The sequence below is a fragment of the Nocardioides sp. Root240 genome (assembly GCF_001428825.1).
In the GTDB taxonomy this organism is placed as follows: Bacteria; Actinomycetota; Actinomycetes; order Propionibacteriales; family Nocardioidaceae; genus Nocardioides.
In genome coordinates this window covers 311137-325283 of the sequence record NZ_LMIT01000009.1, presented here as the reverse complement: position 1 = coordinate 325283, position 14147 = coordinate 311137, and the positions used below count along the sequence as shown (strand labels likewise).

The following is a 14147-nucleotide window of genomic DNA, read 5'->3' as shown; positions in this document are numbered from 1 at the left end:
CGAAGTCCGAGTCCGTCACGCGAACAGATCCCCCCACTCCTCGACGCGCGCGAGCGCCTCGGCCATCGAGAACTGGTCGAGCCCGAGCGGGTCCTCCGCGCCCTCGGCGACCTCGTCCCACGTGACCGGGGTGGCGACCTGCGGGCGCGGCGTCCCCCGCAGGGAGTACGGCGCCACGGTCGTCTTGGAGCCGGCGTTCTGCGACCAGTCGAGGAACACCTTGCCGCGGCGCCGGGCCTTGGTCATGGTCGCCGTGACGAGGTGGCCGTGGGCGGCCTGCAGCTCCTCGGCGATCTCCTTCGCGAGCGCGCTGGTCTCGTCGGGGGGGAGCGGCTCGGCGAGCGGTGCGTAGAGGTGCAGGCCCTTGCTCCCGCTGGTGACGGGCAGCGCGTCGAGGCCGCGCTCGGCGAGTGCGTCGCGGGCCAGCAGGGCGACGCCGCAGCACTCGTGCAGGCCGGCGCCCTCGCCCGGGTCGAGGTCGATCACGATGCGGTCGGCGCCGACCGGCTCGCCGTCGTCGTCGACGGTCCACTGGTGGACGTGCAGCTCGAGGGCAGCGAGGTTGACGGCCCAGACGAGGGTGGCGAGCTGGTCGATGATCGGGAAGCGGAGCGTGTCGCCGTGGCGGCTGGTGCCCCGGCTGCCGGTCGTCGGCACGTCGGCGGTGCGCACCCAGGAGGGTGTGCCGGCGGGTGCGTTCTTCTCGAAGAAACTCTTGTCGCCCACGCCGTGCGGCCAGCGGATCCGGGTGACCGGGCGCCCCGCCAGGTGCGGGAGCAGGACGGGGGCGACGCGGGCGTAGTAGTCGAGGACCTCGCCCTTCGTCGTACCGGTGGCGGGGTAGAGCACCTTCTCGAGGTTGGTGAGGCGCAGGGTGCGACCCTCGACGTCGACGTGCACCTCGGTCTGGGGGTGCTCGGGCTTCTTCGGCATCAGGTCGTGTCTCCCCTTCCTTGGTGGATGCCCGGGTCGTCCAGTGCGTGCGATGGCAAGGCGCCGGCGCGCGGGCATGCTGGGCGCACGTCGAGCGTCGGCAACGCCGCCAGGGTGCGTGCTGGGCGACGTGGGCGCCGCCAGGGAAGGGGAGACACGACCTAGAGCTCCTCGGGGGTGAGGTCGGTCCGCACACCCTGGTACGACGGCTGGCGGAGCCGCTCGTAGCCGAGCCCGTGGGTGTCGATGTCGACGACCACGACCGGCTCGACCCAGGTGGTGCCCTCTGCGTCCACGCGCGGCACCTCGTCGGCGAACGGGCTGGCCGCAGTGGTGAGCCCGGCCAGCAGCTCGGTGAGCGAGCGGGACTGCTTCGGGCCGATGCCGCTGCCGACCCGGCCGCGGTACATCAGCCCGTCCGGCGTCGGCTCCCCCACCAGGAGCGCGGCCAGCCGGTCGCGGGTGCCGGTCTGCGGACGCCAGCCGCCGATCACGAAGGACCCGCGGTGGCGGTGGGGGAACTTCAGCCAGTGCGGGGTGCGCTGCCCGGGCCGGTACGTCGAGTCGACCCGCTTGCTGACGATCCCCTCGAGCCCCTGCGCCCGCGTGGCCTCGAGGAGCATCGCTCCGTCGTCGTACTCGGCCGGGACCTGCCACCCGGAGCGGCCGAGTACGAGCTCGCCCAGCCGGCGCCGGCGCTCGTGGAGCGGGAGCCCGCAGAGGTCCTCGCCGTCGAGGCGGAGCAGGTCGAAGACCATGTACGTCGCCGGGACCCGTGCGGCGAGGCGGGCCACGGTGGCTGTCTTGCGGACGTGCATCCGGTCGGCGAGGACGCGGAAGTCGGGCACGCCACGCTCGTTGAGGGCGATGATCTCGCCGTCGACCACCGTGTCGTCGCCGACGTCGGGCGGGGTCGAGAGGTCGGGCCACGCAGCCGTGATCCGGTTGGCGTTGCGGCTGGTCATGGTGACGGTGCCGGCGGCGATCCGGGTCAGTGCCCGGACGCCGTCCCACTTCACCTCGTGGCGCCAGTCGTCGCCCGGCGGGACGTGCGTGCCGTGCGTGGCGAGCATCGGCAGCAGGTCGGGCACGGCGTCCATCATGCCGTTTCGACGCGGTCGACGACGTGCTCGGCGATGGCCAGGCTGGAGGTCGCAGCCGGCGACGGGGCGTTGCGGACGACGGTGACGCCCCCGAGGTGGTCGATGCGGAAGTCGTCGACCAGGGTGCCGTCGCGCTCCAGCGCCTGGGCCCGGATGCCGAAGCCGGCACGGACCACGTCGTCGGGACCGATGGCCGGGACGTAGCGCTGGGCGCTGCGGAGGTAGGCACGCACGGACAGCGAGCCGCGGACCTCGTCCACGCCGGTGCGCCAGTGCTGTCGCGCCATCCGCCAGAAGCCCGGCCAGGCGGCGGTGCTCGCGAGGTCGGCGACGCTCACGGCGCAGCGGTCGTAGCGGTCGCGGTGCGGTGCGAGCACGGCGTTCGGGCCGACCTCGAGCGCTCCGGTGACACGGCGGGTGAAGTGGACGCCGAGGAAGGGGTAGCGCGGGTCGGGCACCGGGTAGACCATCCCGCGCACGAGGTCCTGCAGCTCTCGCCGCACGGCGAGGTACTCCCCGCGGAAGGGCACGATCCGCGGGTCGGCTCCCCCGCCGGCCAGCCGGGCGAGCCGGTCGGACTGGAGCCCGCCGCACACGACGAGCCGGTCGACGTCGTACGACGTCCCGGGGGTCCGCACGCGTACCCGGCCGCCGGCGGGGTCGATGGCCGTGACCGGGGAGGAGAGGTGCACCGCGCCGCCGGCGGCGACGACGTCGGCGGCGAGCTGCCGCGCGACGGCGACGTAGTCGGTGATGGCGGTGTGCGGCGAGTGCAGCGCCGCCAGGCCGACGGCGTGCGGCTCGACCTCGGACAGGCCGGCGGCGTCGAGGCGGCGCAGGCCGGGGACGCCGTTCTCATGGGCGGTCCGCTCGAGCGCCTCGAACCGGCCCAGCTCGTCGGGGTCGACGGCGACGACGACCTTGCCGCACTCGTCGTAGGGCAGGGCGTGCTCGGCGCAGTAGTCGCGGAGCAGCAGCCGGCCGCGGGTGCACAGCTCGGCCTTGAGGCTGCCGGGACGGTAGTAGATGCCGGCGTGGACCACGCCCGAGTTGTGACCCGTCTGGTGGGCAGCGACCCGGTCCTCCTTCTCCAGGACGACGACGCGGGTGCCCGGTCTGCGCAGCGTGAGCTCGCGGCCGACGGCGAGGCCGACGATGCCCGCGCCCACGATCGCGATGGTCTGCTCCACGGGTCCATCGTGGCAGCGCGGTGTCGGCGGCTCGGCGTAGGCTGGCCGCATGCGAGCGATCTGGAAGGGTGCCGTCTCGTTCGGCCTCGTCAGCGTGCCGGTCAAGCTCTACAGCGCGACCGAGAGCCATGACGTGTCCTTCCGCCAGGTCCACGCCAAGGACGGCGGCCGGATCAAGTACCAGCGGGTGTGCGCCATCGATGGCGAGGAGGTGCCCTACTCCGACATCGCCAAGGGCTTCGAGACCGAGGACGGCGAGATGGTCGTCCTCACCGACGACGACATGGCCAACCTGCCGACGACGTCCTCGCGCGAGATCGCGGTGGAGAAGTTCGTGCCCGCCGAGCAGATCGACCCGCTGCTGTTCGAGAAGAGCTACTACCTCGAGCCCGAGGGCACCGGTGCCAAGCCCTACGCCCTGCTGCGCCAGGCGCTGCTGGAGTCGAAGCGGATGGCGGTCGTGACCGTCGCGCTGCGTCAGCGCACCACCACCGCGGTGCTGCGGGTGCGCGAGACCGAGGCTGGTGACGTGATCGTGCTGCAGACGATGATGTGGCCCGACGAGATCCGGCAGCCCGACTTCACCGTCGAGGCCGGCGACGTGAAGCCCGCTGAGGTGAAGATGGCGCAGATGCTCATCGAGACCCTCTCCGGCGACTTCGACGCCTCCGAGTTCGAGGACGACTACGCCGACGCGGTCAACGCCGTCGTGAAGGCCAAGATCGAGGGCGGCGAGGTGCAGCGCACCGAGACCTCGGCGAAGACCGGCGGCGAGGTGGTCGACCTGCTGGCCGCGCTGCAGCGCTCGGTCGAGGCCGCCAAGACCAGCCGTGGCGAGGCGGAGCCCGAGAAGCCGGCCAGCAAGAAGGCGCCCGCCAAGAAGGCGCCGGCGAAGAAGGCCGCCGCCAAGAAGGCCACGCCGGCGAAGAAGGCCGCAGCCAAGAAGACGACGACCAAGAAGGCCGCTGCCAAGAAGGCGAGCTAGGCGTTCCCTAGGGCGNACATCGTCGCTCCGCCGCCTTGCCAGATCGGCCGCAAACGCCGCTCGCGACGGCGCCGACTTGGGAGACACGCCCTAGCCGACCGCCGCCTCGGCGGCGGTGATCAGCTCCTTCACGGGGTCGATCGACCGGATCCGGCCGCTCAGCACCGACGAGCCGCCCTGGTCGGGCAGCAGCGCGGTGGGGATGCCGATCAGCTCGCCGTCGTTGTTGATCGCCATGCCGCCCGAGTTGCCGGGGGCGATCCGGGCGTCGGTGTCGAGCTCGGAGCGCGGGCCGAGGGTGCCGTCGTTGATGACGGTCGACACCACGCCGGTGGTGACGGTGATCGAGTCCTCCGAGCGCGCGATCGCGGGGAACCCGAGGACGGTGACGTCGTCACCGGCGCGCAGCGCGTCGGAGTCGCCCATCGGCACGGTCGGCAGGCTCAGGTCGCCGCCGAGCGGGCTGCCGTCGGCACGGGCGTAGACTTGGATGACGGCGACGTCGAGGTAGCCGTCGGCCTCCACCACCCGGGCCCGGTACGCCGCCGGCGAGTTCGTGTCCGTCCGGCCGTCGGTGAGGTGGATCAGCAGGAAGTCGGGGTCGCGCAGGTCGAGGCCGACGTACTGCTCGGCCAGGCCCGGGGACTCCGGGGCCGCGACATGGGCGTTGGTCAGGATCAGCCCGTCCGCACGGATGATGGATCCCGAGCCGCCGTAGCTGACGGGTTGGTCGGCGAGGTCGACGGTGTCGGCCGTGATCTTCACGGCCGCTGCCTTGGCGGAGTCGAGCTCGTCGTTGGTGAGCGTGTCCATCGAGCTCGGTCCGCCGGATGACGAACGCTCGCCCGCGGTCGTGCTGCTGTCGTCGTCGCGGAGGACCAGCCAGGCGGCGCCGAGCAGGCCGCCGACGAGCAGCAGACCGGCGGCGACCGCACCAACCACGACGAGCCGGCGCCCCCAGCGGCGGCGGGCGATCCGGCGCTCCTCCTCGGCAGCCGAGAGGATCGGCACGAGCGTCAGCTCGGTCCCGGCGACCGGGTGGCCGAGCCGGAGGGAGACCCGCTCGTCGAACGGGCGGCGGTCGACCCGGCGACCGTCGAGCCAGGTGCCCTCGCTGGAGAGGTTCGTCCAGGTCCAGCCGCCGGGGTGCGCGTCGATCCGGCCGTGCACGCGGGAGCACGCCGGATCGCCGATCACGACCGTGCAGTCGCTGCGGCGGCCCACGGTGATCTGCGCCGGGTGGCGGAAGCGGTGCTCGCGGCCCTCCGCGACGAGCAGCAGGTCGGGACCGCTGCGCACCGGCGGCGGTCCGACCTGGCCCGGAACCGACGGGGGCGCTGCCGCGAGGATCTGGGTCGCCTCGTTGCCGGCCATCACCGGTGCCGCCGCAGGCGGGGCGACCGGCCGGTCCGGGACGGGCGCCGACGCCGACGCCGACGCCGGCGCGGGAGGCGGTGGCGGGGCGACGGGCGGAGCCGGCGGAGCGGGCGGAGCGGCGAGGACCTCGTCGTACTGGTCGGCGGGGATGATCACCAGCTCGGCGCCGGGCGCGGGCGGACCGCAGCGGACGGTGATCCGTTGCTCGATGCCGTACTCGGTGATCCGCTCGCCGTCGACGTAGGTGCCGAAGTTGCTGCCCGCGTCGACGAGCACCCAGAGGCCCCCGACGAGGCGGATCTCGGCGTGCTGGCGCGACACGGAGCCGGCGGTGAGCACCACGTCCGCCTCGATCGCGCGCCCGATCCGGTACGACGTCTTGCCGTCGAGCCTGAGGACGCGACCGTCCAGCTCCGCGACAAGACCGACCATGGGCGCAACCCTACTGGCGCACAGGCCGGCTCACGGCGTTCCCTCGCGATGCTCAGGCGAGGAGGCCCCGGACCACCCGCAGCCCGACCGACACCTTCGCGATGTCGCTCGGCTCGTCGGTGCAGACCGCGGTGAGCGCACCGATCGCCTGGTCGACGACACCACCCGCGTTGTCCTCCCACGCCGCCACCCGTCGCGACGCGAACGCACGAGCGTCCTCGTCGGGCTCGGGGGCCAGGTCGGAGGTCGCGGCGAGCACCTCGCCGGTCAGCTGCGCGTGGACGGCGTGCAGGTCGTCACGGAGCGCGGCGCGCGCCATGGTCTGCCACTGGTCGGCGCGCGGCAGGTCGACGATCCGCTGCTGGAGCGCCGAGACGCCCAGCCGCTCCCCGAGCGCGAAGTGCACCCGGGCCACGTCGGCCGGCGGCAGGTCCGCGGCCTCGGCGATCTCGGTGACGTTGAGCAACGTGTAGGCCACGTCGAAGGAGGCGACCCGCGAGGCGAGGTCGGCCGGCACGTCCTGCGCCTCCAGCGACGCGCGCCGGGCCTCGTACGACGCCAGCTCGGCGCCGGTGAGCAGGTGCGGCAGCTCCAGCATGGCGTCCTGCACGCGGGTCGCGAAGAACTCGACGTTGCCCTGGCTGTCGAGCGGGGGCCGCCGGTTGGTGACCAGCCAGCGCGACGCGCGCTCGACGAGGGTGCGCATCTCGACGCGCATCCGGGTCTGCAGGCCCGCGTCCAGCACGTTGTCGTACTGCTCCAGCTCACGGCGCACGTCGAGCGAGCCGAAGATCTCCCGCGCGACGAAGTTCGCGCGGGTCAGCTCGGCCGGGCTCGCACCGGTCTCCCCCGCCAGGCGCGGCCAGTAGGTCATGCCGGCGCCGTTGACCAGGTCGTTGACGACCTGCGTCACGATGATCTCGCGACGCAGCGGGTGGGCGGCGATCTGGTCGAGGAAGCCGTCCTGGACCGGCTTGGGGAAGTACGACCGCAGGTCCAGGGTGAGGTACGGGTCGTCCGGCAGGTCCGAGGCCAGCAGCTCCTCGGCGAGCACGATCTTCGTGTACGCCATCAGCACCGCCAGCTCCGGCTGGGTGAGGGCGCCCCCCGCCTCGATCCGCCGCTTGACCTCGCGGGTCGGCGGCAGTGCCTCCAGCGCGCGGTCGAGCAGGCCCTCGGTCTCGAGGTGACGCATCCACTGCTCGTGGACGTGCAGCAGGGACGGCGCGTTCTTCGCGGCGTTGGCGAGGGCGAGGTTCTGCTCGTAGTTGTCGCGCAGCACCAGATCGGCGACCTCGTCGGTCATCGAGGCCAGCAGCTCGTTGCGCTGCTTGCCGGTCAGGTCGCCGTCGCGCACGACCCGGTCGAGGAGCACCTTGAGGTTGACCTCGTGGTCGGAGGTGTCCACACCGGCCGAGTTGTCGATGAAGTCGGTGTTGATGCGGCCCCCGGTCACGGCGTACTCGATGCGGCCGCGCTGGGTGCAACCGAGGTTGCCGCCCTCGCCGACGCAGCGCACGCGCAGCTCGCCGCCGTTGACCCGGATCGCGTCGTTGGCCTTGTCACCGGCGTCCGCGTCGGTCTCGGTCTCCGCCTTGACGTAGGTGCCGATGCCGCCGTTCCAGAGCAGGTCCACCGGTGCCAGCAGGATCGCGCGCATCAGCTCGGCCGGCGTCATGCGCGCGACGTCGCCGGCGATGCCGAGCGCCTCGCGCACACGGGCGTTGACCGGGATCGACTTCGCGCTGCGCGGGAAGATGCCGCCGCCCTCCGAGATCAGCGAGCGGTCGTAGTCCTGCCAGCTCGAGCGGGGCAGCGCGAAGAGCCGCTGGCGCTCGGCGTACGACGCCGCGGCGTCGGGATCGGGGTCGATGAAGATGTCGCGGTGGTCGAACGCGGCCACGAGCCGGATGTGCTCGGAGCAGAGCATGCCGTTGCCGAACACGTCGCCGGACATGTCGCCGATGCCGACGACGGTGAAGTCCTCGTTCTGGCAGTCGACGCCCATCTCGCGGAAGTGGCGTCGTACCGACACCCAGGCGCCCTTGGCCGTGATGCCCATCGCCTTGTGGTCGTAGCCGACCGAGCCGCCGCTGGCGAAGGCGTCGCCCAGCCAGAACCCGTAGTCGGCCGCGACGCCGTTGGCGATGTCGGAGAAGGTCGCGGTGCCCTTGTCGGCGGCCACGACGAGGTAGGAGTCGTCGGCGTCGTGGCGCACCACGCTCGGCGGCGGCACCGTCTCGCCGCCGACCAGGTTGTCGGTGACGTCGAGCAGGCCGCGGATGAAGGTCTTGTAGCAGGCCACGCCCTCGGCCAGCCACGCCTCGCGGTCGCTCGGCTCGGGGAGCTGCTTGGCGTAGAAGCCGCCCTTGGCGCCGACCGGCACGATGACGGTGTTCTTGACCATCTGCGCCTTCACGAGGCCGAGGATCTCGGTGCGGAAGTCGTCACGGCGGTCGGACCAGCGCAGCCCACCGCGGGCGACCGCGCCGAAGCGCAGGTGCACGCCCTCGACGCGGGGGCTGTAGACGAAGATCTCGAACTTCGGCCGGGGCTCCGGCAGGTCCGGGATGGCGGACGGCTCGAGCTTGAGCGACAGGTACTGCTTCGGGGTTTCGAGGCTCGTCGCTGGCGCTCCTCGCACCTCAACCACCGAGTTTTCCCGTTCGACCTGGAAGTAGTTGGTGCGCAGCGTCGCCCGGATGTGGGTGAGGTACGACCTCAGGATCCGGTCGTGGTCGAGGCTCGCGACGTCGTCGAGAGCGGTGCGGATCCGCTCGACGAGGCCGGCCTCGCGCTCCTCGCGCCCGTCGCTCGCCGTCGGGTCGAACCGGGCCTCGAACAGCAGCACCAGCAGCCCGGCCAGCTCGACGTTGTCGACCAGTGCCTGCTCGATCGAGTCGAGGGCGAACGGGCTGTTGCCCTGGCGCATGTACTTCGCGTACGCCCGCAGCACCATCGCCTGGCGCCAGGTCAGCTGTGCCCGCAGGACCAGGCGGTTGAAGCCGTCGACCTCCGTGTAGCCGTCCCAGATCGCGCGCAGCGTGTCGGCGAACAGCTCCCGCGCGTGGTCGGGCAGGGCCTCGCCGTAGCGCAGGCCGAAGTCGTAGATGTGGGTACGACGCTCGAGGCCCATCAGGCCGTAGGGCCGCTCGTCGACGACCTCGACCCCCATCGAGGACAGCATCGGCAGCACGGCGCTCAGCGACAGCGGCTCGCCGACGCGGAACATCTTGAGCCGGGCCTCGCCGTCGGCGGCGTCGATGTCGGCGTACAGCGCCTGGTCGCGGCCCTCCTCGCCGTGGATGCCCTCGATCCGGCCGAGGTCGACGGCCGCGGTCCGCGGGCTGAAGTCCTCCTTGTAGGCCTCGGGGAAGGCGTCGACGTAGCGGCGGCCGAGCAGCGCGCCGACCTCCTCGCCGTACTCGGCGATGACGGCCTGCAGGAAGTCCTCCTGCCACGAGCGCGACGCCTCGACGAGACGGCGCTCGAGGTCGGCGGTGTCGATGTCGTCGGGGACCAGCTCGCCCTTGGGCAGGTGGACGACGAAGTGCACCCGCGCGGTCGTCGACTCGTTGATGCTGACGTTGAACTCGACGTCGTCGGGGCCGATCCGGCCGCGACCGATCTGGTCGACGAGGATCTGCACGAAACGCTGCCGGACACCGGTGTTGTAGCGGTCGCGCGGAAGGTAGACGAGCACGGAGAGGTAGCGCGCGTAGGTGTCGCGCCGGATGAAGAGCCGGACGGCGCGGCGCTCGCGCGCCTGCATCGCGGCCTCGACGATCGGCGACAGCTCGTCGACCGGCGTGTGGAAGAGCTCGTCGCGCGGGTAGGTCTCGAGGGTGTCGAGCAGCGCGGCGCCGTCGTGGCTGCGCCCGTCGAAGCCGCTGCGGTGCAGCACCTCGGCGACCTTCTCCCGCAGCAGCGGGATCTGCAGGAGCGACTCGGTGTAGGCCGCGCTCGACAACAGGCCCAGGAAGCGGCGCTCCCCCACCACCTCGCCGTCGTCGCCGAAGGTCTTCACGCTGACGTAGTCGAGGTACGCCGGGCGGTGCACCGTCGAGCGGGAGTTGGCCTTGGCCAGCACCAGCAGGGTCTTCTCGCGCGCCTTCGCCTTCACGGCGTCGGGCAGGCGGCTGAACGCGACCGAGGAGTCGACCTCGTCGGGCTTCTCGCGCAGGATGCCGAGGCCGGTGCCGGCGACAGGGCGGAGCACGTCCTCGACGTCACCCGAGCCGTCGGCGCCGGGGACCTCGACCTTCTCGAGCACGTACTCGCGGTAGCCGAGGAAGGTGAAGTGCTCGTCGGCCAGCCAGCCCAGCAGCTCCCGCGCCCGTCGTACCTCTTCGGGGTCGAGGGGCGGCGGGCTCGCGGAGAGGCCCTCGATGAGGTCGCTCACCTGGGCCTGCATGCCGGACCAGTCCTCGACCGCCGCACGGACGTCGGCAAGGACCCGCAGGCACGCGGCCGCGACCCGCTCGGGGTGGTCGTCGCCGTCGGCCTCGCTGCCGAGACGGCTGATCTCGATGTGCATCCACGACTCGCGGACCGCACCCTCGGGCGCGGTGACCGCACCGGACGCGACCGGCTCGACCGACAGCAGATGACCGCCGTCGTCGCGCCGGACGTCGAAGGTCGGGTGGATGACGGTGCGCACGTCGTGGACGAGCCCGGCGAGGAGCATCGTCAGGGAGTCGACGAGGAAGGGCATGTCGTCGCCCACGACCTCGACGACCGAGTGGCCCGCGGCGGACCAGCCGTGCTCGGCGACCGTCGGGGTGAACACCCGGACCTTCGGCTGGCCGGGCCGGCGCTCCTGGGCGAGGTGGTGGTGCGAGGCGAACGCGCCGTAGACGTCGACGTCGCTGCGCGCGGCCAGCTCCTCGGTGGCGACGTGCCGGTAGTAGGCCGGCAGCATGACCGGCAGCGCATCACGCGGCGGCCCACCGGACCCCTTCGGCGTCCCGGCCGCCGCGGCGGCCTGCTCGAAGATTCGGTCACGGTCGGCCCCCGGGGCCGAGGGCGGCAGCGTCGTCGTTGACACGTCTCGACACTAGGACCCCGGTGGTGCGACCCACAACCGGGGTCGGCGCCGCACCGTCTCGCATCCGAGACGTGTCGACGGATCGGGGCCCTCACCGCTTGACCACCGCTGCGCGTCACCGTCCGCGCGTGGACACCTGTGCGACATGATGTCGCCATGAGGTTCCGACGCGAGCTGTCCTACGAGGCAGCGCCCGCCGACGTGTTCGCGATGCTCGCGGACCCGGCGTTCCGCGAGAAGGTCGCCGCCGCCCAGGACGTGGTCTCGGTCGACGTGACCATCACGCCGCAGGGCGAGGGGTTCACGATGGTCAGCGACCAGGTCCAGCGGACCGCCGGGCTGCCCGCGATCGCGAAGAAGATCGCCGGCGACACCACCCAGGCGATCATCCGCGAGGAGTGGTCCGACGCCACCGCGGGGACCATCGAGATCACCGCGCCGGGCAAGCCGACGAAGATGGTCGGCACCATCCGGCTCAGCGCGGCGGGCGCCGGGACGTCGTACGTCCAGGAGCTCGAGGTGGGCGTCAAGGTCCCGCTCATCGCGGGGAAGCTCGAGAAGATCATGGCCGACAACATCGACGAGGGCCTGTCCGTGGAGCACACCACGGGCATCGCCTGGCTGAGGGGAGAGCGCTGAGCATGGCAACACGTCTGGTGCACGAGATGGTGTACGACGCATCGCTGATCGAGGTCGCGGGGATGCTCTCCGACCCGGAGTTCCGGCAGGAGGTGTGCCGCAACCAGCGCGCCACCGCCTACACCGCCGAGATCGAGGGCGACGCCAACGAGAAGGCCGTCCGGGTCGAGATGACCCAGCCGACCGACCGGGTGCCGTCGTTCGCGAAGAAGATCGTCGGCGACACCGTCACGATCGTGCAGACCGAGGCCTGGTCCAGCGCCTCGCACGCCGACATCCACGTGACCATCCCCGGCAAGCCCGGCGAGATGAAGGGCACGGCCGTGCTCCTCGAGAAGGACGGCGTCACCACCGAGACCGTCACCCTCGACATCACCGTCAAGATCCCGCTCGTCGCGGGCAAGGTGGAGCAGCTGCTGGCCAAGCTGCTCGGCAGCGCGCTGCGCGCCGAGGAGCGCACCGGGAAGGCGTGGCTCGCCCGCTAGGAGACTGCTGAACAAGACGGGCGAGCGCGAGCGACGCTGGGTGCGTGCGGTCGCCAGAGCGGCGAGGACAGGCGTGACGGGTCACGTCAACCGAGCCGAACGCCGCGAACGCTCCACCCGGCGTCGCGTAGCCGCGCGGATTGTTCAGCAGCCTCCTGGTCCCTGGCGCTCAGGTCGTCAGTCGAGGCCCGGTTCTCCGTCGGAGGGCCGGGCCTCGTCGTTCCCGGGAGCCACGCGAGCGGCCTCCTGGCGCTCCTCCTCGAGCTCGGCCCGGCGCCGGATCATGATCACGATGCCGAGCACGACGAACGGGCCGAAGGCCAGCGCGATGGTGGCGACCTGCTCGGCGGGGTGCAGGGCGCCCATGTGCAACGGGATCACGGCACCATCGTCCCACGGATCGCGGGATCAGCTGTTCTTGCCACCCGGCCTGGGCCTCGGGTTGCGACGGCCGCGGGGCGCGCGCTCGCGCGTGGCCGACGACAGCTCGAGCAGCTCCTCGAGGGCCTCGCGCACGCAGACGCCGAGCAGGTCGGCGTCGGGGATCCAGTCGCGGTCGGCGGTGATGCCGTAGAAGACCCCGCCGTCGTAGGACGTCACGCTGATGGCGAGCGGGTGGCCCTCGGTGAGCGGCGGGACGGGGTAGCTGGCGAGCATGCGGGCGCCGGCGGCGTAGAGCGGCGCCTGCGGGCCGGGGACGTTGGTGACCGAGAGCTGGTAGCCGCGGCGCAGCTCGGCGGCGGCGACCCGCGAGCCGATGGCGTGGAAGGTCGTGGGGGCGAAACCCGCGATGCCGGCGAGGCGGTTGGCGGCGACGCTGCGGCCGGTGTCCTTGTGGGCCTGGAACGAGTACGACACCTGGTGCAGGCGCACGACCGGGCTGGTCTCGCCGATCGGCAGGTCGACGAAGTGGGCGGCGATCTGGCTGCCGAGCGAGGTGGCCTCGAGCTCCTCGTCGATCACCGAGACGGGGACGACGGCGCGGACCTGCCGCATGCCGCCCATCGACTCGGCGCGAGTCATCAGCCAGGCCCGGAGGGCGCCGGTGACGGTGGCCAGGATCACGTCGTTGACCGTGCCGCCGTGGGCCTGGCGGACCTTGCGGTAGTCGGACAGCCGGGTCTCGACGGTGACGACGCGACGCTGCTGCGAGAGCGGTCCGCTGATCACGCCACGACGCTTGGGACGGCGGCCCGTGGCCGCGGCGAGGAACGACCGCGCCTTGCCGCTGCGGCGGTCAGCCTCGCGGGCGACGGCGCGGGACCCGGTGCGCACGGTGTCGAGGAGCACGCCGGGGTCGGTGAGGTTCTCGCGGACGGCGCCGCCGAGCAGACGCGCCGGGTTGGGCGAGCGGCGCGGGACCCAGTCGTCAGGGTCGAGCTCGCGCGCCTCGGGCTGCAGATCGAGCAGCAGCTGGCCGAGGTCGACGGTGTGGACGCCGTCGACGAGAGCCTGGTGGGTCTTGGAGAGCAGCGCGACCCGGCCTCCCTCGAGGCCCTCGACGAAGTAGATCTCCCACAGGGGGCGGGTCCGGTCGAGCGGGCGCGACACGATGCGTGAGACGAGCTCGAGGAGCTGCGCCGACGTACCGGGGCGGGGCAGGGCGGAGCGGCGGACGTGGAAGCCGAGGTCGAAGTTCTCGTCGTCGACCCACACCGGGTTGGCCAGGTGGCCGGGCACGGTCTGCAGGCGCTGGCGGTAGCGCGGGACGAATGCGATCCGGTCGCGGATCAGCGCGACCAGCTGGGCGTGGTCGAAGGCACCCTCGCCCTCACCGGGATCGAAGATCTCGATGGTGGCGTTGTGCAGCGGCGTCTCCGGCGTCTCCTCAGCGAGGAACGTCAGGTCGCGAGGACGGACCCGATCCACCACGTCGTACTCCACTCTGCACGGACCCCCGAAGGCCTACGACGCCCGGCCCCATCCGGACGTGTTGGGGTCACCGTGAGATTCTGG

Annotated in this window: 10 protein-coding genes; 3 read left to right on the top strand and 7 right to left on the bottom strand. The window is 72.2% G+C overall.

Annotated features, from left to right (window positions below):
• Window positions 1–15: 15 nt before the first annotated feature.
• From ligD (ASE20_RS09550) to lhgO, 3 genes are all read right to left on the bottom strand, one after another.
• Complete coding sequence (gene ligD / locus ASE20_RS09550) at window positions 16–933, bottom strand: non-homologous end-joining DNA ligase (protein WP_056894317.1); 918 nt, start codon at window positions 931–933, stop codon at window positions 16–18.
• Window positions 934–1094: 161 nt separating this feature from the next.
• Window positions 1095–2024: a non-homologous end-joining DNA ligase gene (ligD, locus tag ASE20_RS09545; protein WP_412778590.1), complete on the bottom strand. Its 930-nt coding sequence runs from the start codon at window positions 2022–2024 to the stop codon at window positions 1095–1097.
• 8 nt (window positions 2025–2032) lie between these two features.
• Entirely contained in the window at window positions 2033–3226 is a 1194-nt protein-coding gene (gene lhgO / locus ASE20_RS09540; RefSeq protein WP_225869024.1) for an L-2-hydroxyglutarate oxidase, read from the bottom strand.
• A 49-nt stretch (window positions 3227–3275) separates the two neighbouring features.
• Between lhgO and ASE20_RS09535 the strand changes: the two genes are divergently transcribed.
• Entirely contained in the window at window positions 3276–4211 is a 936-nt protein-coding gene (locus ASE20_RS09535; protein WP_056894314.1) for a Ku protein, read from the top strand.
• A gap of 90 nt (window positions 4212–4301) precedes the next feature.
• Here the strand turns inward: ASE20_RS09535 and ASE20_RS09530 are convergent, their stop codons facing one another.
• Window positions 4302–6020, bottom strand: coding sequence for an FHA domain-containing protein (locus ASE20_RS09530; protein WP_056894313.1), 1719 nt, complete (start codon window positions 6018–6020; stop codon window positions 4302–4304).
• Window positions 6021–6072: 52 nt separating this feature from the next.
• Window positions 6073–11067, bottom strand: a complete 4995-nt coding sequence (locus tag ASE20_RS09525) for an NAD-glutamate dehydrogenase (protein WP_056894312.1) — start codon at window positions 11065–11067, stop codon at window positions 6073–6075.
• Between the two features lie 156 nt (window positions 11068–11223).
• Here ASE20_RS09525 and ASE20_RS09520 point away from each other — a divergent pair, with 156 nt between their 5' ends.
• Both ASE20_RS09520 and ASE20_RS09515 read left to right on the top strand, forming a co-directional pair.
• Window positions 11224–11706 carry a DUF2505 domain-containing protein gene (locus ASE20_RS09520; RefSeq protein WP_056894311.1) on the top strand — a complete coding sequence of 161 codons (483 nt, stop codon included), beginning with the start codon at window positions 11224–11226 and terminating at the stop codon, window positions 11704–11706.
• Between the two features lie 2 nt (window positions 11707–11708).
• Window positions 11709–12191 carry a DUF2505 domain-containing protein gene (locus ASE20_RS09515; protein WP_082612291.1) on the top strand — a complete coding sequence of 161 codons (483 nt, stop codon included), beginning with the start codon at window positions 11709–11711 and terminating at the stop codon, window positions 12189–12191.
• A gap of 177 nt (window positions 12192–12368) precedes the next feature.
• Here ASE20_RS09515 and ASE20_RS09510 read toward each other — a convergent pair whose 3' ends face one another.
• The gene (locus tag ASE20_RS09510; protein WP_157538404.1) at window positions 12369–12572 is read right to left on the bottom strand and encodes a hypothetical protein; all 204 of its coding nucleotides are present in this window, start codon (window positions 12570–12572) and stop codon (window positions 12369–12371) included.
• 27 nt (window positions 12573–12599) lie between these two features.
• Window positions 12600–14063, bottom strand: a complete 1464-nt coding sequence (locus tag ASE20_RS09505) for a wax ester/triacylglycerol synthase family O-acyltransferase (protein ID WP_056894419.1) — start codon at window positions 14061–14063, stop codon at window positions 12600–12602.
• Window positions 14064–14147 lie beyond the last annotated feature (84 nt).